The following is a 19,105-nucleotide window of genomic DNA, read 5'->3' on the forward strand; positions in this document are numbered from 1 at the left end:
CAGCTATCGGATTTCAACCCGACAGCTGTTCAATAACCTTTATTTCATATTTTATGTTAACTAATCACACACAATATGTTAGTTAAATGTATGTTCTGGTGAAACTTGAAGACTCCCGAACAATCAATGAGCATGGCAGCAATATTTTGGTTGCCACCTTGAAATGCCCGTCCAAATAATCCACGATTGATTTGGCAGCTACCCTGCCGATTTCGTACTTCGGCACGGAGACAGAGCTTAACGGGGGCGTTGTATACTGGGCCACATCAATGTTATCCATCCCCACGATCGCGATATCTTCCGGGATTCTGCCTTGATTCTCGACAACGGCACGCATCGCCGGAATGGCCAGCATGTCGCTGGCACAAAAAACAGCCGTTGGCCATTGCTCTTTGGGAAGGCCTCCGAGCAGCTCGGACAGCTTGCTGAAGCTTCGATCCACATTCCATCCGGTATTCATCAGCCACTCCTCGCGCACCTCCAGGTTGGCTTCCAGCATAGCGAATTTATATCCAACATACCGTTCTTCGCTCTCCATCTGCTTGGAATACGCAGGCCCCCCGATATAGGCGATTCGCGTGTGTCCCTGGTCAATCAGGTGGCTTACGGCTGCCCTCGCGGATGAAATCCGGTCACAGTCTACAACCGGTACGGTCAGCCGCTCATCATTCAAACTCACTCCCATGATGGCAACGCCGGCCTGCTGTATCAGTTCAAACAGCTCCTTGTCATACCAACTGACGGCTACAATCCCCTGAGCTCCTGTCTCCCTCAGCATGAGGCGTATTTTGTCCGCATCGGCGACTTCCTCGCATGTACGAACGATCGCCGGGGGCTGTCCGAGCTCCTCCATTTTTTTATGGAAACCGGCAAGAACCGTTGAGAAATACGGGTGGTCGTCCATCAGGTTTTGGGGAACGACGCAGACAACCCGCTTATCGGCTATGCCGTTATCATGTACCCTTTGGGATGACTCTGGCAGTTTATAACCAAGATCAAGCGCCGCCTGCCGGATTTTCTGCTTGGTATCCTCGCTGACCGGACGGCTTGCATCATTGCTGATGGCACGCGAAACCGTAGATATGGATACCCCGACCCGTTCGGCAATATCTTTGAGCTTAGCCAATCGCATCTCCTCCTTCGCAAAATTTGGAACCAAATTTTCCGCCATCCATTGATCATAGCATAAACTTTCTGGTTTTGGGGCGTCAAATTGATGACTCTGATCGCTGAGAAGAAAGGAGATGTCTCATGGATTCTTTCGTTTACGAAAGTATGAAATGGTGCATTTTAAGCTATCCAACAGCACTGCGTCATCAGTGGTTATTCATTAAGCTTCCAATGGCGCGCGCCCCATGCTCTCCCGCTTTCCTAAACGGAAAAGTACAAACGACACTACCATGGCTATGGCAACGCCCCCGGCACCGATCCAGGTGATGGATGACAAGGACCATTGCTCAACGGCAAATCCTCCGATGCCTGCGCCAGCAGCCATGGCGAGCTGCATCACGGATTGGTTCAGGCCTAGCATGACCCCCGATGAATTCGGCTCCAGCTGGACGAGATTATACTGCTGTGTCGGACCGGAAGACCAGGCGGATAACGACCATATAACAAGAATTGCAAATACGGGGATGGCCGATACGGCTGCTTGAGTAAAAGTCAGAACGATTAACGCGAGAATATGCAGAATCATGCCCCCTGTTAATGTAAGCGGCACTCCCCATCGATCCGTACTGAATCCGCCGAACTTGGAGCCAATAAGGCTGGCAATGCCAAAGGCAAACAGCGCCGCACTAATCAGACCTTCGTTCAGACCGCTAACATGAAGAAGGTAAGGAGACAGGTACGTATAGGCAATAGAATACCCGCCCAGCCAGAAGAAGGTGATCGCCAAACCGAGTGCCACTTTAGGCTTTTTGAGCAGCGCGAATTGCTGGAGCAGCGGTACGGGAGCATCTCCTTTGGTGTGGGGAATCGCCTTATACAGCACGATCATGGAAACAACCCCCAGAATGGCAATGAAACCGAACACTGATTTCCATCCAAAATCAGCAGCTACGACACGGCCGAGAGGGACGCCGATAATCAGGGAAGCCGTGAAGCCCATGACAACCGTAGCGATCGAACTCGCCTGTTTACCCGGCGGCGCGATTTTGGCGGCAATCCCGAGTGCAGTTACAACGACCATTCCTGCGCCCATCGCCATAATAACGCGCGCAATTACAAACGGAATATACCCCGGAAGGGCAAACGACAATAGATTCGCGATCACAAAAATACCCAATGAATAAACCAACAGCTTCCGTCTCTCCATTCTAGCGGTCAGTGCCATAAGAACGGGGGTCAAGATCGCATAGACCAATGAGAAAATCGTGATCAGCTGACCGGCTGCGGTTATCGTAATTCCTAACGAATCCGCAATTTTATCCAAAACTCCCGATATAATATACTCCGATGTTCCTACTAAAAAACTAACGATCGCCAAAAAATAAATTTTCCAAGCACCCGTCATGATTGTATTTCCACTCCTTTAATAATATTTATATATCACGATTTGTCGATATGTTAAACCAATAAAAAGACATATCGCAATATCTAGATGTGTAGTGCGAGACAAGACTGAATATTCCTTTTTTCTGAAGGAATCATTCAGTACCTGCTCTAAATCTCCTGCTTTAAATACTCTCCAATTTCCCGGATAGCCTCTTCATCCCGCGTATAATACGTAAATTTCCCAAGCCGCTCCGTCTTGATCAAACCCGCCCGATGCAGAATCGATAAATATTGCGATGCGGTGGACTGCGTCATATTCAATTTCTCGGTCACCTGGGTTACGCATACCCCGACTTTCCTCATATCAATCCCTTCGTGGGGTGTAAAATGTTGTTCCGGTTCCTTGAGCCACTGCAATATTTCAAGCCTTGATTCATTGGACAGCGCTTTAAAAACTTCGATTGGTTTCATACGTATCATTATATCGGGATTTATCGATATGTCAACCCATTTCCCTTACTGATCCTCCGTACGAATGCCATAGCGTTTCACGGCACTCGCGTAGAACCATTCGTTTGCCGTATCCAGCGCCGTCTCTTCGTCGATCCAGCCAGATAGGACCCGCTCCCACAGAAACTCGGCAGCCAGCTTCTTCACAAGCAAAATCTTGCCGTAACTCCATTCCATGCATCGGGCATCCGAGACGATAATCGAGCTCTTGCTTGCCGGGAGTGCCTCCAGACGGTACTGCATGCTGTCCCGGTAGGTGCTCGCCCGGAAGTTGAACCACCACATGCCGCCGACATGAACGTTCGGGAAATTCCAGGCCGCCTGCACGGCATCGAGGTTGTTCAGCTCCGATGCAAGCACAAGCTCAAATTCACATCGGTACGACTCAAACAAAGCCGTCAGCTTAAGAATCCGCTCTGTATCATTAGCAGGGAACGCTGTGCTGCACCATGATCTCTCTACTCCGAGAAACAGTTGAACGAGCAGGCCATTCCGATCCGCAGCACCACATATGACGTGCAGCAGCTCCATCAGAATGTCGTCTCGCCCGCTTGCCGGCCCAATCTCCTTACGGATGTGCGAACTCGACTCATACCGCGGCAGCGTTGTCATGATGCCCGGGAGGCCGGCTTCGCGAAATCCGTCAAGCAGCAGATCAATCTCGCCTCTCACATCAAGTAAAGTCCTGGCAGGATCATTAGATTGCACGATGCGGTCAACCCATGAACTCAGCACTCCGTCAATCCGGGGGATCAATACAGCATCATCCCGCATGCCTTGAAACGTTGCATGCTCCGGATGATTCACGACAAACCGGCGGATATTCATCCGGTCTGCCGTTTGCTGTGCCCAGCCCTCTTCGGCGGATGCGTGCCGTACGCGAGCCATAGCTTCCCGCACCGAATGTTCATCCTTGATGGTGACTCCGTATAATTCACGCATAATCGAGGTGAATACCCAGTTCATCAGCGTGCTTCTCGTTGATTGATAGGCTTTTAGAAAAGCGGCAATTCGCTCCGCCTCCGGTAATTTATCCGCTTCATCCGGGTATCCCCCAGCTTGGAGCTCTCGGTAAAACCAGAAGTAATGGGCGATTTCCCAAAAGTCCCTTGCACCGAGCCGGTCACCGATAAGGTGAGTATGGGTATCGAAGACCGGCAGCCCCATGATTCGCTCGAAGAATACGGCTTGTTTGCCGCTCATATCATGCAAGCTCATATGAACATCTCCTTCTCTTCATGAATCGGTTATTTCCGGTTTTCCGAGACGACAATGCCCTTCCCTTCGTTGTAACGGTCCGTGGCTTCCTTAATGATCTCAAGGCCGCCCTTCTTCTTGTATTCCTCAATCACTTTCGGCCAATCCGAGATCGGCTCTCTGCCATAAATCATCTTGATCATATGATCAAGAACGAGCTTTGGCCCCACGTCATCGCCTTGCGGCGCGGTATCCGAATATTTGGAGTAAGCGTCCAATGCCGGGGAGAAGCGGATCGACCCTAGACCTTCCTTGAAGACCACCGTATCCATGAACTTGATCATATCCTGTCCGTCCTCGGTAAGCTCTTCCTTTGCCTTGTTGTATACCATATCGTGGACGAACCAGAACATGCTGCGGAAACCGTCTTCATCCATCGCTTCCGGCGTGGATGGAGGCGTAAACTTGATCGCGCCGTTTTCCCGGGTGAACGTTTCGCCTTCAATGCCGAACGAGAAATATGTCTCTGCCTCCGGCGTCAGCATCCAGTCAAAAAACTTGATAATGCCGATGGCCTTCTCTTCTGATACCTTGCTGTTAATATAGTAGGATGTATTGATGCTTGAATACAGCAGATGGCCTCCTGTGTTCTCCGGACCGCGCGGCGAAGCAATGATATCGACCTTGGCGTCTGGCACGGCATTTTTCAGCTTACCGCGGAATCCTGAGAGAAGCTGGGCATTGGCTGACCACATGCCGGATTTACCGCTCTCAATGTTTTTGCCATAATCACTCGAGGTCAGGGTCGCAAAATCCTTAGGAATCAGACCTTCATCGTACATGGTCTTATAGGTCTCAAGCGCCTTCGTCATATTTTCCACATCGAAGAACTTGGGAACGACCTCCCCGTTCTGGAGTTCGTACTGTGATGGCAGCACGTCGAACGCTCCCAGAATCGTGTCCGCATATTTAAAGTTCTCCCGCATTTGATACGGGAACTCCACGCCTTCCTTTTTCATCGCACGCATCACGTCCAAAAATTCATCCACCGTCTTTGGAGCAGGAAGCCCTGTCTTCTCCAGCAGATCGGTCCGGATATACAGCCCTCTCCGGGACGGGTTGGACAGCCATGCCGGTATTCCGTAAATTTTGCCGTCATAGCTTGTCTCCTGCCAGGCTTCCTTCGGCACACTCTTCATCAAGTTCGGAGCATGCTCCTTCAGCAAATCGTCAAGCGGCATAAATACGCCTGCTTCTACGGAACCGGACATTCCCTTGCTTGTAGCCCCTCCCACGTTCTGAACGACGTCAGGAATATCATTGGAGGCAAACATTAAAGTCATTTTGCTATCGAAGTCCTTCAGCGGAAGCATCGTCAGTTCAATATCCGTATTGGTCAGCTTCTCAAGCTCCTTCACCCATCTCTCTTCATTTACATCCTTCGAACGCTCGGCAATGTTTGTTTCCGCTGGTTGCCATGGACATCGTGAAAGACAGCTTGCCATCAGCGGCAGCGCTTGATGAACCGGAGGTTCCTCCATCCGCTTCCTTGGCACCATTACAGCCGACCGCCATTACGGCGATTAGCGCACTCATCAAAACCAAACTCCATTTTCTTCTCATCCATATCGCTTCCTTCCATAATTCTCACCTGAAAATCTAAAGCGCTTTCATGATAACATCCAATTCCCTTGCATTAACATGTACTTTCTTCTGATCGCATGTGTTTTCCTATGCTGGCCGTTCAAGGAGACATGGTGCTTAATAACCATTTGAATTATATTTAATTTACTAATTTAATAAAATTAGTTTACTTTGTTCAGGGTTCGTTATATACTCTCCTTGCAAGTGAGAATAGAGGAGGAATAAGACCATGAAGACCATTTTAATTACAGGGACATCCTCAGGAATCGGAAGAGGAACCGCACAGTATTTTTGGGAGCGAGGATGGAACGTCATCGCAACCATGCGTTCGCCTGAGAAGGAAATGGATTTCATTCAGCGAGAGCGTATGCTGGTCACAAAACTGGATGTTGTACGTAAGGAAACCATCGAAACATCCATCGCTGAAGGGATTCGGCAATTCGGTAAAATCGATGTGCTGCTGAACAATGCAGGCTACGCAGCCATTGGCGCATTTGAAGCCGCAACCGATGAACAGGTAAGAAAACAGTTTGATGTCAACGTATTTGGTGTCCTCCAGACAACCCAGGCTATACTCCCCCATTTCAGAATGAACGGCGAGGGAACGATCATCAATGTTTCATCCGTTGGCGGCAGAGTAGCCTTTCCTCTTCTGTCCTTGTACCATGCGAGCAAGTGGGCCATCGAAGGGTTCTCGGAGTCCTTGTTCTATGAGCTGGTTGCACAAAATATTAAGGTGAAAGTTGTAGAGCCCGGAAACGTTGCAACAGACTTTACCGGACGTTCATTGGACCTGCTGTCAGACCCTTCGCTGAATGCTTATGCAACCTATTCAGAAACGGTGCTGCAAAAACAAATGGCCAGCTTTGAAACCAACGTCTCCACACCGGAGTTAATTGCGGAAACCATTTACGAAGCGGCTACAGATACATCCTCCCGTTTCCGCTATTTATCCGGAGCAGATGCTCATTTCTTGATGGATTTGCGAAGCAAAGCCTCGGAGGAGGAGTTTATGGCGGGGATCACGCAGCAGTTCAGCTGAAAAATAGAAACCACCAGCTCCCTTTTATTCGGAGCTGGTGGTTTCAGGTAATCCGTCATAGTTCGGAAGACAGAGGCTGTGCTATCCCCCTACCTCGCACGGCTGGCAGTAAGGACAGCAAACCGAGAACAGCCAAGAACGCCCCTACCCACAGAGGCGATGCCAAGCCAAATCCCGCATCCATCGCCATCCCTCCAACGGAGGAACCAACGACAACGCCAAGGCTGATCACGGACCCATGCACCGTCGTAACAAGCGACCCCGTATCGGCAACCCGGGTGACCCGGGTCGCCATGGCCGGGTTCATGGGCACACCCGCTAAACCTACGATCACAACCGCAATCATAGCGATCACCTGGCTGTGCACAAACAGTCCGAATACCACTAAAGCCGCCGCTAGAGCGACCAACCCAATCGTAAGGATCTGCATCATATAATGATCCGCCAGTCTGCCGGTGACCATGTTGCCAAGCACCGTTGCCACACCGTAAACGCCAAGCAGGATCGGAACCGCCTGAGCGCCAAAGCCGGTAAGATCGGTTAAGATCGGCGAGAAATAACTGAATGCGGCAAAGGTAGCTCCGATAATCAGCATGCTTGTGGCATATGCAGCCCATAGATGGCGATTCTTGAAGGCGACAAACTCTCCACGAATGCCGGCCGATTCCGTTCTGGGCAAGGATGGGATCGTAAACAGCCCCACCAAGCCCGATGCCAATACCAGAACCACAACAGCCCAGAAGCTGGCACGCCAGCCAAATAGCTGCTCGATCCACATCGCCAGCGGAAGTCCGATCGCCGTTGCAACCATTAAACCGCCGAGGACGATCGACGCCGCCCTTCCACGCGATTCCGGACCGACGAGGGAAAAGCTAATCGCAAGCGAGACGCCAAACGCCGCTGCAGAGGAGATACCCGTGATCACCCTGGCAGCCATCATCACTTCATATGTGGTCGCGACAGCGCCGAGCGTCTGACCGACAAGAAAAATGGCAGCCAATATCATAAAGGCCTGTTTGCGCGGCACCTTCAACAGCCCTACCGTCAGCAGCGGTCCTCCTATAATCATGCCGGCGGCATAAGCGGTAATGAGATATCCGATGGCTGCAACCGAAACGCCGAATTCTGCCGAAAGCGAAGGCATAATGCCTGCTACCATAAACTCGGAGGTTGTCATCGAGAAAATCATAAGTCCTAATATATAAATCGATAAAGGCAAAAGAAACCACTCCTGTCTTTTATTATTTCAAAACTTCTGTAATCATCGGTACAAAAATAGGATCAATGAATCCCGTAAGCGCTCGAATAAGATGCTAACTTCGCGTACAACCAACTATTTTACCGGATAGTACAAAACTATACAAAAAAAATAAAACACCTCGCCCACTCTACATTTCGGCATGAATGAACATGCCATTTCGCTGCAAGGACGTATCCCTCCATGATCTTCGCACCATCATCGGCTCCTCTCTCCTATAGTTTCCAGCTCATTATATATATTTTGTAACGATCGGTCAATAAGTATGCTTTTAAAATTCATCTGTTACGGGCGGCAGCATACCCCACCTCTACATTAGAAGTAGACGTGAGGTATCCACCCTCCGCACCAGCTTTACGTTACCGTTATGACTTGGCCTTTGGTGAACGCAACCGTCTCATAACATGAATTATCGTGCATCCACCGGCGCTTGCACCTGCACATCCTGGCCGGCATCAAGCAATACCGCGTTAATCCCGTTAAGAAAAGCCAACGCGCTTGCCTTAATGATATCCGTATCCATCGCGCGCCCGGAATAGGTTTTGCCTTGATATTCGATTCGGATATTCACCCGGCCGATGGCTTCTTTTCCCCTGGACAGACTATTGATTTTGTAATCCTTCAACTGTACGTCCAAACCGACCAACGCTTTCATGGCGCTGTACAGCGCATCGATCGGGCCATCCCCCACCATGCTGTCCCTGAACGTCTCGCTGCCTTTTCTCAGCTTCACGGTTGCCGTCGGATACAGATCATTGGTCACGACCTGGAACGAATCCAGCTCATACAGATGACTGCTGACTTCTTCATGGGTACGGTGCTGGGTCACCAGATAAAAAACGTCATGGTCATATACTTCCTTCTTGGCATCGGCCAGCTGCAGGAATTTCGCGAACAACGCTTCAAAATCTTCGCCTTCGCCTGTCTCGAAGCCCAGCTTCTCCACCGCATTCTTGAACGCATGCCTTCCGGACCGCGCCGTCAGGATCAGCTCCATACTGTCAGCGCCGACATCCTCCGGCGACATAATCTCATAAACCTGTTTATCCTTCAGCAGGCCGTCCTGGTGAATGCCGGATGAGTGCGCGAATGCATTCTCACCCGTAATCGCCTTGTTCACCTGCACATCCAGGCCCGTCAAATGCGTCAGCAGCCGGGAGGTTCTAATCAGCTCCTTGAGCCGGATATTGGTGGAGGCCTTAAAGTGATTCTCCCGGACTTTGAGTCCCATGACCACTTCTTCCAGCGATGTATTGCCTGCGCGCTCCCCTAAACCATTGATCGTGCATTCTACTTTCTGGGCACCATTTCTCACTGCGCTGAGCGTGTTCGCCGTAGCAAGCCCGAGATCGTTATGACAGTGAACGCTGAGAATAACCTGGTCGTTCAGATTCTTCAGGCGTTCATTGATTTTGCGAATCAATTCGCCGAACTCATCCGGAACCGCATAACCGACCGTATCCGGTACGTTAATCATCGTTGCTCCGGCCTTCACGACGGCTTCGATCGTTGACCACAGATATTCAAAATCGGACCTGGATGCATCCTCCGTCGAATACTGGACATGAGGCAGCAGTGTTTTGGCGTACTTCACCGCATCAACGCCCATCTGGAGCACCGCATCCTTGGAGCGGTTGAATTTCTTCTCCACATGAATGTTCGAGGTGCCAAGCACGATATGAATCAGCGGATTTTGCGCAAGCTTTATGCTCTCATATACGGCATCGATATCGCCCTTCACCGCGCGTGCAAGCGCAGTAATGGAGACGCTATCGCCTACGGTTCGGGCGATTTCCTGAACCGCTTGAAAATCCCCTGCCGAAGACGCGGGAAAACCAGCCTCGATAATATCGACGTTCAGCCGCTTTAGCTGCTGCGCAAACTCGATTTTTTGCTGTACGTTCAGTTTGGCGCCCGGAACCTGCTCTCCGTCGCGCAAGGTTGTGTCCAATACGATAATATTGCGTTCCATTTGATATTCCTCCTCGATCATCGATCGTCCATTTTCATTCATTTATATCAAGCGGGGTTGGTTAAACCCGGAATTTAACCAACAAAAAAACCCCGCCTCTACGTATAGAGGCGGGGTTGAACCCGCGGTACCACTCTAATTCATTTTATGCAAAATGATCTTCTTCGATGGCCATCACCATCTATCCCTGTAACGGTGGAACTCCGGCTAACCCTACATGATATCAGGCAGCTGTTCATAGACGAGTTCAAAGGGAACGACATTACCGTTTCACACCTGCCAACGGCTCTCTGAAAAGTCATTTCGCTTTTACTATTTCTAATCAAAACATTTCGATATGAATTTTGATAACTATCTTAAGGAAAGAGAAGCGTTTTGTCAACCCTTTATCTTCCAGAAGCAAAAGAATGCTTTTTTACAGCAATCCGGACTTCTTCACATTCGCTAGGAAATCATGGAATTCCGGAATATTCAGCTGCTGCGCCGCATCGGACAACGCCGTAGCCGGATCGGGATGAACCTCTACCATCACGCCGTCCGCACCTGCAGCGAGAGCCGCTCTGGCACAAGGGGCCAGGATGTCCTTACGGCCCGTGGAATGCGTCACGTCCACCAGCACCGGAAGATGCGTTTCCTGTTTCAGAATCGGTACCGCCGAGATGTCCAGGGTGTTTCTCGTCGCCTTCTCGTACGTCCGAATGCCGCGTTCAATCAGCATCACATGCATATTGCCGCGGGACACGATGTATTCCGCAGCGTGCACGAACTCATCGATCGTAGCCGCAAGTCCGCGTTTCAACAGCACCGGCGTCCGAACATCCCCCGCCGCTTTTAACAGCTCAAAGTTCTGCATGTTCCGCGCACCGATCTGAATGACGTCAATGTATTCGCACGCAAGCTCGATATGCGCAGGATCCACAATTTCGCTGATCGTCTTAAGGCCGAACTCGGACGCCACTTCCTTCAGAATTTTCAGGCCCTCAATGCCCAGGCCCTGAAAATCGTAAGGCGATGTTCTCGGTTTGAACGCGCCGCCGCGCATGACGGTTATGCCCGCTTCCTTAAGGGCAGCCGCAACCTGGCGTACTTGCTCATAACTCTCAACGGAGCATGGCCCTGCGATCATTACCGGCGTGCCGCCGCCAATCACCGTATAGCCCAGCTGAATCAGTGTATCTTCCTGCTTCTTCTTCCGGCTCACCAGCAAATGCTTCTTGTGATCGACTTGCTGCAGCTTCAAGGATGCCTGGAAAATCTGTTTAAATAAATGACGCACCGTTTCATTATCGAAAGGACCTTGGTTATGCTCCACCAGAGTATCCAGCATTTTTTTCTCGCGTACCGGATCAAAATCAGGAACTCCCTGCTTTTGCTTCTCCTGACCGATCTCCTGGGCAATTCGTGCCCGCTCCGACAACAGCTCCAGCAGTTGAAGATTAACGGAATCGAGCTCCGATCTTAATTGTTCCAAACGTCCTTGACTCATCTGAAATCTCTCCCTCACCTTTTTTTTCTGGTTTATAAAAACAAAAAGACCCCCCGCCCGAAAAGGGACGAGGAGTCGTGGTACCACCCTTATTAGATATGCCAAAAAAAAGCAAACACATCTCACTTGAACCTCTTAACGCAAGGGTTACGGGTAAGCCTACCCCTCTGCACGCAACATGCAGATTATCAGCATACCAGCTCCGGAATGAACTTCAGCGGAGAACCTTCGCCCGGGCGCTCTCAGTCGGTGGCTGCCCTTTCCTGTCAGGAACGTTCTTTCGCTTACTCTTTCCATCATCGCTTGTTATAACATATCGTGTTGGTTAATTAAGAAGCATTGTATTACACCCCGAATTAAAATTGCAAGAGTTTTATTTAAAGCTTGGGTGCTTTGATGCAGTGAAGTTTAATAGAGCGTGCTTCATGTCAGTGACGAACATTCACCTTCTGCCCTTGTTGCACGGGATTTCCCCAATACGTAAACAGGCGCCAGATATATTCGAATGGTCCCATCGGAAGCCGCTTCAACCAGACCCTGCTGAAGGCTGCTTGCAGAGCAAAAATGACGACAACCATCACCATCTGCCAGATCGGTTCGATCTTTCCATACCACCCCAATCCGTAGCTGTAAAAGATCAATCCGCAAAGGATCGATTGAAGCAAATAGTTGGTGAAGGCCATTTTTCCGGGATAAGAAAATAAATCCAGCACCTTTTGCCACGTTTTATTCTGGTATAAAAGTGCAAGCGCACCGATATAGCCCAGGGTCAAGAGTGGTGCCCCAACGAATAAAACGACCGCCTCGCCCCAGGATGGAAGTCCATCCGCCAGCGACATCACGAGTTGAAGGACAAGACCCAAACTACTTCCAATGACCACCAATCGGACGATCCCTTTCCGGTTCTTCTGGACCTCATGCAAAATACGACGCTTGCAGAAGTAGGCACCCATCAGGAACATCCCTAATACTTGGGGGTAGAAGACCACCATATTCAAAATGGAGCCGATGTAATCATTCAGCCGCTGAGCGATGATCTGGGCCGTCGTCCCCTCTCCGTATATGGCTGCATCCCGCTCCTGGAAATAGATTCCTATCTGATGCGCATCCGCTTGGCTAAACGGCTCAAAGACCTGGCCAGCCGAAGGGCTCAGCAGACTTGCTCCCGTCAGCAGGACGGGAACGAGCAGCAGCAGGGATAGCGACCAGACCAGCAGCGTTCTCGGCTTGCAGCGTTGAAACAGCATCAGCAGAAAACCCATGAGTGCATAGTGGGTCAGAACGTCTCCGTACCAAATCAGAATTCCATGGATCAGACCGACTAGAAGCAAAGCCGTCAACCTTCGAGTATAGATGCGGTTAAAGCTTCGTCCTTTTGCCTGACTGCTCTCCTGTAACATCACCATGCCAAAACCAAACAGGAAAGAGAAAATCAATATGAATTTGCCGTCAACTACAATTCCGCGCAGCAGCATCAGGACTTCATTGTACCAGCCTGACCATAATTCAACCCCGAACGAAATGGTTTGCAGCGATGTCGTAAAAAACGTAATGTTCACCAAAAAAATGCCTAATAGTGCAAATCCCCTCAAGCTGTCAATGAGCCTTATTCTTGGCTGTGAATTCGTTGCCATCATCGTACCTCCTTATCATTGTGCCTTCAGGTTAAGGTACAATCATAAAGAAAGGATAAAGATACTCAAATTGACCTGTAAGTATACAGCAGCTTAAGCATCACTGCGCATGCGGATCATTCTTCCGATCGCTGTTGCCCCCAGATTCCTATCTATGCATTTAAGAATGGTTGAAATCCGGGGGCAAAGGCGACCGCTTCCGCTTCTCCAGAACGATTCCGCCTGCTCCGTTGAAGTATGGATACTGCTACTAACTTTAAGTCGTTAGATTTTCTTTATTCATTCTTTAGAAATGACGTGTACACTAACTAGATAGACCTTTTTAAATAGCTAGTTCTCGGAGGATGTAATAGATATGGCAAACGAAACGATCCTATTAGTGGATGATGAAGAAGAAATCATCTCTTTTATACAAGACGCGCTGGAGCTTGAAGGCTATCACGTACTGACTGCCGGAAGTGGACAGGAGGCGTTAATCCAGAGCAAACAGCAGCCGTCCCTGATCATACTCGATGTAATGATGCCTGATATGAACGGCATTGCGGTATGCGAGCAGCTTAGGGAAAGGACGCAGTGTCCCATTGTGTTCTTGAGTGCATGCCAAAGTGAAGTGGACCGAATTCGAGGGCTGGCTGCCGGCGGGGACGATTATTTGCTCAAGCCCTTTAGCCTTGCTGAATTAAAAGCCCGTATCCATGCCCATCTGCGGCGAGAACAGAGAATCCGCACCCACAAAGAACAGGGTTTCCTGCGCTTCCCAGCCCTGACGATCGATTGCAAGGGACATGCCGTTACCTGCAACGGGCACAACCTCGCTCTTACGAATAAGGAGTATCAGATCTTAGAACTGCTGGCGATGCATCAGGGGCAGGTCTTTTCCAGAGAGCAGATTTACGAGAAGTTATGGGGATTTGACGCTGAAGGGGACGACTCTACCATCACCGAGCATATTAAGAAAATACGGGCCAAGCTGGCCGCCCACGCACAGGACCGCAGCTATATTCAAACCGTATGGGGCATTGGCTACAAGTGGGATCCCAAATGATGAAACAGCGTTCCATCAAAAACACGTTCGCCCGCCATTTCGCGTCGATCCTGGCCTGCAGCTTGCTGGCTACGCTTGTAACCTGGGGACTGCTCGCGATGCTGCTTGGATACTTGTTCAACCATGACATCGCGTTCCCGGCCAATCATTATGAAGCTCAGATCCCTGTAATTTCGGAGTACGCCGAAGCCCGGGGCGATTCTGTCATGAGCAAGCAGGGACAAGCCGAACTGGAAAAGGTGATTCCCTCGCAGGGCATGTCCTACCTGGTAGTGTCCCTTACTGGCGAACCCCTATATGGTGATCTTCCTCTCAACGAATCACTTAGCCGGCAGAAAATACTGGCACGCTTGAACCAGACGCATAGAAGCATGAATCAAGTCGTGAAATACACTCCGGTTGTCTCCAGTGACGGAAATCTTGCAGGGGCTCTTCTGCTTGGATATAACCTGAAGGTGACGGCATCCAATCCGGAGCTGAATCCCTTGGTAACCATCGGGTCCCTCATCTTTGTTCTGACGCCTTTTCTGTACATCATCTTGTTCACGCTAATATTCGGAAGGCGATTCAGCCGACAGATCAGCACTCCGCTGCAGCGGCTTCTGCAAGGAGCCGAGCAGATTAAAGAGCGAAATTTACACTTTTCGATGACAGGGACATCGTCAATAACGGAAGTTAACCGGCTTACACATGCTTTTGAGGACATGCGTCAAGAGCTGGAGCAATCCATCGAGCGGGAATGGAGATTGGAGCAGGATAGAAGCACCATGTTTGCGGCTCTCGCTCACGATCTTCGAACACCGCTTACGATTATTCAAGGACATGTTGAGGGCTTGGAGCAGATGAACGGGGAATCGTACGAAGCCAAACGATCGCAATATCTGCAAGTCATCAAACGCAACACGACACGTGCTTCGAAGCTCCTTCAGGATATGAACACCATCGCGGAAATTGAGAAGGTCTCTTTTCGGCTTCAGCCGCTTCCCGTGGATCTTGAAGAACTGGCAGATGATAAAACCATGGAATATGCCGCTTTATGCGGCAATCACAACATAACCTTCCATACAGAGATCAACGATAATCGATTGAACAAAAAGCCCGTCCTCTTGGATCCCTATCGCATCATGCAGGTACTGGATAATCTCGTTTCGAACAGCATTCGATATACTCCTGAAGCCGGACAGATTCTATGGCGGATCGAAATCACCGAGGAGCAGGTGATGATGGCTGTTACGGATAATGGAGCAGGCTTTGGGCAGCAGCAGGATCTGCAGCAGGTATTTAAGCAGTTTTATCAAGGGGATCATCAATCCTCCAGACAAAAAGGCCATTCCGGTTTGGGGCTGTATATCGCCAAACTTCTCATTCAGCATCATGGAGGGCATATTTCTGCCGAGAACACCCCGCCTCGCGGGGCGACGGTGCGCTTTACCATACCGATATCGAGCCAAGAACCCTAAACTTTTCCAAGCATAACGAAGAGGCATCCTCCATGATCCAATGGATCGAAGCATGCCTCAACTCATTGTATGAAAGGCACTCTCTTTTCTTAGTCGTATTCAAGCAATCCTTATACCTTCAGTCGATAAATCGCCTTATTGTCGAGTCCGCGGATCATCGGTGTCCACGGCTCCGTTTCAAGTGTCGTATCCAGGGCATCCTCTACCATCTGCAGCTTGGCATCCAGCAGATCGATATGATGCAGCGCGACGGCTTCAGCCGTCTGCGGCTGAACCGGGCTCCCCCACTCTCCCAGGTTATGGTGGGAAAGTACGAGATGCTGTAGTCCCAGTACCACTTCGGAATCCAGCGCGATGTCGTTCTGTATGGCCGCTTCCACGATCCAATTGGATGCCAGGGCGATATGTCCGATCAATTTTCCCTGATTGCTGTAGTCCGTAACAATGCCCATCTGAGCGATCATCTCTTCCGGCTTTGCGATATCATGAAGGATAATGCCCGCCCTAATTAAGTCCGGATTCAGAAACGGCCGCTGCTTGCAGATGAAATCGCCAATCTCCAGCATGCGGACAATATGATAGGCAAGTCCGGCAAAATAGGCATGATGATAGGTTTTGGCAGCCGGATAATGCATCAGCTTCTCTTCCACCTTCGACACACAATACTGCACAATGCTTCGTACCTGCGGTTCCGTAATCTCATTCATCGTAAGTTTGATCGTGTGTAGCAGATCCACGGGACGGATTGGCGCAGCCCTTACAAAATCGGTTAAGGAAACGCCGTCCTCATCCGTTGCTTTACGGATTCGGCTGATTTTGACTTGAGGCTGATCCCGGTAGCTCAGCACGGTTCCCCGGATTTTGACTAATTGCATCGGCAGGAACGTTTCTTTATCCTGAATGGTCACATCCCAGTATTTGGCCGAGATCTGGCCGCTCGCATCCGAGAGAATAATGTCAAAATAATCTTTCGGAGGCGTGCCGTTGGTCTGTCTCATATTTAATTCCTTCAGCAAGTAAAATCCAACAAAATCATCTTGAACGCTAAGTTTATTAATAGGTTTCATCTGGTTCCTCCCCAAAAAATCCCGTTAAGTTAACTATAACAAAGTCCCGTGCAATGAGTCTATTACACTGGAATATTCGCTCTGCAAAATCACAGAATCATTAGCCAAACTTCAGCTGTTGACTTTGACACCAGTGTCATCGTTTAGCATGGGGTTAGACTTATTGAGAGGAGCTATAATTCAAAATGAAAAACAATACGCAAAGTCAATCATCAGTGACGATCATAGGCCTGGGACCGATGGGTCAAGCCATGGCACGCACGTTACTGAATCACGGTTACGAGGTCACATTGTGGAATCGCACAGCCAGTAAAGCCAATGAGCTTATTGATCAGGGAGCGATCAGAGCGTCCACAGTCAAGGAAGCCTTGAATGCAAGCGAGGTAGTCATTCTCAGTCTTACGGATTACAATGCGATGTACGCTATTCTTGAAAACGACTCCGACATTCTCGCGGGCAAGGTATTCGTTAATCTAAGCTCGGATACCCCGGAGAAAGCCCGGGAAGCAGCCAAATGGCTGGCCGGACATGGCGCTTCGCATCTCACAGGCGGTGTGCAGGTTCCTCCGTCGGGAATCGGCAAGCCGGAGTCGTTCACCTTTTACAGCGGACCCTTGGATGTCTTCGAGTCACAAAAGGAGTTGCTTGAAGTGCTGACGAGCACGGATTATCGGGGTGAAGATCCTGGGCTCGCCGCGCTATATTATCAGATCGGAATGGATATGTTCTGGACGGGGATGCTCAGTTATTTGCACGCTGTTGCAGTAGGCAAAGCTAACGGCATCACAGCCGAGCAATTGAAGTCTCATGCGATCAGCACGATGGCATCGCTGCCGCAATTCATCGAGTTCTATACGCCGCGCATCGATGTAGGAGAATATCCGGGTGACGTGGATCGGCTTGCCATGGGCGCTGCCAGCGTTGAGCATATCGTCCATACCACACATGACGCAGGAATTGACACTTCACTGCCAGAAGCCGTGCTGGAGATCTTTAAACGGGGGTTGGCCAACGGCCGTGGCGGAGACAGCTTTACCAGTCTGATTGAAACGTTCATGAAGCCCGCGGATCATGTCATTGAGCCATCCGTGCTTCTACGAGTCATTTCTAAATTTCGATTCCGGCCTGCAAAGCGGATGGTTGCCGGTTTGCAGGCCGGATGTGGATGATACAAGAAAAAGCACCTCTACAGGTGCTTTTTCTAACATAGCCCAATTTGCACTCGAGTCTGGGCTGTACTAAGGTTTCCACGCTCCCGGATGATCGTCTTGGACCAGATCCAGCTCAACGGCTCTCGCATTCGTCTCCACCTGCTCCACGCTCTTGCAGCCGGGAATGACACAGCTGACAGCCGGATGCTTTAAGCACCAGGCCAGGGCCCACTCGGCCATATTCACGCCCTCCGGCACTTCGTTCTGCTTGATCTCTTCCACAAGCTTCAGCTTGGCATTGATCTCGTCCTGGTCACGATTCTTGCGCACATTGTCGCTGAACACCGTTCCCGGCTTGTACTTTCCGCTTAAGTACCCGCTCGCAAGCGGAACTCGCGCCAATACGCCAAGATCCTGCTTCAAACATGAAGGGAGGACCTCTTCCTCCGGAGCTTGGTCCAGACGGTTATACACGACCTGAATGGCTTTGGCATTCACCTCCGCAGCCTTGTTGGTTTGATAGATATTTCTGTTGCTTCCGATAGATATGCCCAGATTGCGGATCGTTCCCGCCTGAACCTGCTTGTCCAGCATCGTCCACATGTCATCATTGTTGAACACTTCATCCGAGCCGGAATGGAATTGATACAGGTCGATGTAATCGGTACGGAGCGCTTTAAGTGACTCTTCCAGCTGAATTCGGATCTGCTTCGCATCCCAAGCGTTCTCCCATTGCTCATGCCATCGATGACCAAACTTCGAGGCAATGACCCAATCCTCGCGGCGGTCGCGCGACAAGAAATCACCGATGAAATTCTCAGACATATGATGAGGACCATAACATTCGGCTGTATCGAGCAGATTAACGCCGAGCTCCTTCGCATGCGTTAAGATGGCGTCGACTTCCTTTTGGTTGAAATCCTTCCCCCAATCACCGCCAAACTGCCAGGTTCCCACACCGACTACCGATACTTTCAGATCGGTTTTTCCAAGACGTCTGTATTTCATATACTCACCCCTACTCTTAGATTTCTGCGCCTATATCTTATGTGATATTGCAACCGTTTGCAACTCATGCTGTGGTCTCTTTTTTCTCGTCCATCACCCTTATTTTCATCCACTCGGATTGTTTAATAATAAGTC

14 protein-coding genes, 1 pseudogene and 1 other annotated feature are annotated in these 19,105 nt (G+C 50.0%); of the genes and pseudogenes, 4 read left to right on the forward strand and 11 right to left on the reverse strand.

Annotation, left to right across the window (positions count from 1 at the left end):
• Positions 1-82 precede the first annotated feature (82 nt).
• From AC0VZ8_RS24660 to AC0VZ8_RS24680, 5 genes and pseudogenes are all read right to left on the reverse strand, one after another.
• Positions 83-1,126 (reverse strand): LacI family DNA-binding transcriptional regulator, encoded by a 1,044-nt coding sequence (locus AC0VZ8_RS24660; protein WP_260068749.1) that lies wholly within the window; start codon positions 1,124-1,126, stop codon positions 83-85.
• 204 nt (positions 1,127-1,330) lie between these two features.
• A complete protein-coding gene (locus AC0VZ8_RS24665; protein WP_071223269.1) occupies positions 1,331-2,515 on the reverse strand; it encodes an MFS transporter in 1,185 nt (394 codons plus the stop codon).
• A gap of 149 nt (positions 2,516-2,664) precedes the next feature.
• Positions 2,665-2,967, reverse strand: a complete 303-nt coding sequence (locus AC0VZ8_RS24670; RefSeq protein WP_071223382.1) for an ArsR/SmtB family transcription factor — start codon at positions 2,965-2,967, stop codon at positions 2,665-2,667.
• A gap of 45 nt (positions 2,968-3,012) precedes the next feature.
• On the reverse strand, positions 3,013-4,224 hold the full coding sequence (locus AC0VZ8_RS24675) for a glucuronate isomerase (RefSeq protein ID WP_475484727.1): 1,212 nt from the start codon (positions 4,222-4,224) through the stop codon (positions 3,013-3,015).
• A gap of 29 nt (positions 4,225-4,253) precedes the next feature.
• Positions 4,254-5,826 (reverse strand): annotated as a pseudogene (locus tag AC0VZ8_RS24680) (extracellular solute-binding protein).
• A 250-nt stretch (positions 5,827-6,076) separates the two neighbouring features.
• Here AC0VZ8_RS24680 and AC0VZ8_RS24685 point away from each other — a divergent pair.
• Complete coding sequence (locus tag AC0VZ8_RS24685) at positions 6,077-6,889, forward strand: SDR family oxidoreductase (protein ID WP_475484729.1); 813 nt, start codon at positions 6,077-6,079, stop codon at positions 6,887-6,889.
• A 55-nt stretch (positions 6,890-6,944) separates the two neighbouring features.
• Here the strand turns inward: AC0VZ8_RS24685 and AC0VZ8_RS24690 are convergent, their stop codons facing one another.
• From AC0VZ8_RS24690 to AC0VZ8_RS24705, 4 genes are all read right to left on the reverse strand, one after another.
• On the reverse strand, positions 6,945-8,108 hold the full coding sequence (locus tag AC0VZ8_RS24690) for an MFS transporter (protein WP_475484730.1): 1,164 nt from the start codon (positions 8,106-8,108) through the stop codon (positions 6,945-6,947).
• A gap of 448 nt (positions 8,109-8,556) precedes the next feature.
• The gene (locus AC0VZ8_RS24695; protein WP_475484731.1) at positions 8,557-10,119 is read right to left on the reverse strand and encodes a 2-isopropylmalate synthase; all 1,563 of its coding nucleotides are present in this window, start codon (positions 10,117-10,119) and stop codon (positions 8,557-8,559) included.
• 103 nt (positions 10,120-10,222) lie between these two features.
• Positions 10,223-10,454, reverse strand: a binding site (T-box leader).
• A gap of 80 nt (positions 10,455-10,534) precedes the next feature.
• Positions 10,535-11,605 (reverse strand): bifunctional 3-deoxy-7-phosphoheptulonate synthase/chorismate mutase, encoded by a 1,071-nt coding sequence (locus AC0VZ8_RS24700; protein WP_475484732.1) that lies wholly within the window; start codon positions 11,603-11,605, stop codon positions 10,535-10,537.
• A gap of 428 nt (positions 11,606-12,033) precedes the next feature.
• On the reverse strand, positions 12,034-13,242 hold the full coding sequence (locus AC0VZ8_RS24705) for a DUF418 domain-containing protein (RefSeq protein ID WP_475484733.1): 1,209 nt from the start codon (positions 13,240-13,242) through the stop codon (positions 12,034-12,036).
• A 352-nt stretch (positions 13,243-13,594) separates the two neighbouring features.
• Between AC0VZ8_RS24705 and AC0VZ8_RS24710 the strand changes: the two genes are divergently transcribed.
• On the forward strand, positions 13,595-14,284 hold the full coding sequence (locus AC0VZ8_RS24710) for a response regulator transcription factor (protein WP_260068741.1): 690 nt from the start codon (positions 13,595-13,597) through the stop codon (positions 14,282-14,284).
• Positions 14,281-15,744: a sensor histidine kinase gene (locus AC0VZ8_RS24715; RefSeq protein ID WP_260068740.1), complete on the forward strand. Its 1,464-nt coding sequence runs from the start codon at positions 14,281-14,283 to the stop codon at positions 15,742-15,744. The genes AC0VZ8_RS24710 and AC0VZ8_RS24715 overlap by 4 nt, the downstream gene beginning before the upstream one ends.
• Positions 15,745-15,854: 110 nt before the next feature.
• On the opposite strand, the gene AC0VZ8_RS24720 is transcribed toward AC0VZ8_RS24715, so the two are convergent.
• Positions 15,855-16,811: a 3'-5' exoribonuclease YhaM family protein gene (locus AC0VZ8_RS24720; RefSeq protein WP_071223279.1), complete on the reverse strand. Its 957-nt coding sequence runs from the start codon at positions 16,809-16,811 to the stop codon at positions 15,855-15,857.
• A gap of 185 nt (positions 16,812-16,996) precedes the next feature.
• Between AC0VZ8_RS24720 and AC0VZ8_RS24725 the strand changes: the two genes are divergently transcribed.
• A complete protein-coding gene (locus AC0VZ8_RS24725) occupies positions 16,997-17,980 on the forward strand; it encodes an NAD(P)-dependent oxidoreductase (RefSeq protein ID WP_475484734.1) in 984 nt (327 codons plus the stop codon).
• Positions 17,981-18,049: 69 nt separating this feature from the next.
• On the opposite strand, the gene AC0VZ8_RS24730 is transcribed toward AC0VZ8_RS24725, so the two are convergent.
• Entirely contained in the window at positions 18,050-18,970 is a 921-nt protein-coding gene (locus AC0VZ8_RS24730) for an aldo/keto reductase (RefSeq protein ID WP_475484735.1), read from the reverse strand.
• Between the last annotated feature and the right edge of the window lie 135 nt (positions 18,971-19,105).

Source organism: Paenibacillus sp. QJM3NY_38, from assembly GCF_056173265.1.

What these genes read in the sequence shown, in the direction of transcription:
- AC0VZ8_RS24665 (WP_071223269.1), bottom strand. Translation starts at nt 2,515, where the DNA reads ATGACGGGTGCTTGGAAAATTTATTTTTTGGCGATCGTTAGTTTTTTA.
- AC0VZ8_RS24670 (WP_071223382.1), bottom strand. Translation starts at nt 2,967, where the DNA reads ATGAAACCAATCGAAGTTTTTAAAGCGCTGTCCAATGAATCAAGGCTT.
- AC0VZ8_RS24675 (WP_475484727.1), bottom strand. Translation starts at nt 4,224, where the DNA reads ATGAGCTTGCATGATATGAGCGGCAAACAAGCCGTATTCTTCGAGCGA.
- AC0VZ8_RS24685 (WP_475484729.1), top strand. Translation starts at nt 6,077, where the DNA reads ATGAAGACCATTTTAATTACAGGGACATCCTCAGGAATCGGAAGAGGA.
- AC0VZ8_RS24695 (WP_475484731.1), bottom strand. Translation starts at nt 10,119, where the DNA reads ATGGAACGCAATATTATCGTATTGGACACAACCTTGCGCGACGGAGAG.
- AC0VZ8_RS24700 (WP_475484732.1), bottom strand. Translation starts at nt 11,605, where the DNA reads ATGAGTCAAGGACGTTTGGAACAATTAAGATCGGAGCTCGATTCCGTT.
- AC0VZ8_RS24705 (WP_475484733.1), bottom strand. Translation starts at nt 13,242, where the DNA reads ATGATGGCAACGAATTCACAGCCAAGAATAAGGCTCATTGACAGCTTG.
- AC0VZ8_RS24710 (WP_260068741.1), top strand. Translation starts at nt 13,595, where the DNA reads ATGGCAAACGAAACGATCCTATTAGTGGATGATGAAGAAGAAATCATC.
- AC0VZ8_RS24715 (WP_260068740.1), top strand. Translation starts at nt 14,281, where the DNA reads ATGATGAAACAGCGTTCCATCAAAAACACGTTCGCCCGCCATTTCGCG.
- AC0VZ8_RS24720 (WP_071223279.1), bottom strand. Translation starts at nt 16,811, where the DNA reads ATGAAACCTATTAATAAACTTAGCGTTCAAGATGATTTTGTTGGATTT.
- AC0VZ8_RS24725 (WP_475484734.1), top strand. Translation starts at nt 16,997, where the DNA reads ATGAAAAACAATACGCAAAGTCAATCATCAGTGACGATCATAGGCCTG.
- AC0VZ8_RS24730 (WP_475484735.1), bottom strand. Translation starts at nt 18,970, where the DNA reads ATGAAATACAGACGTCTTGGAAAAACCGATCTGAAAGTATCGGTAGTC.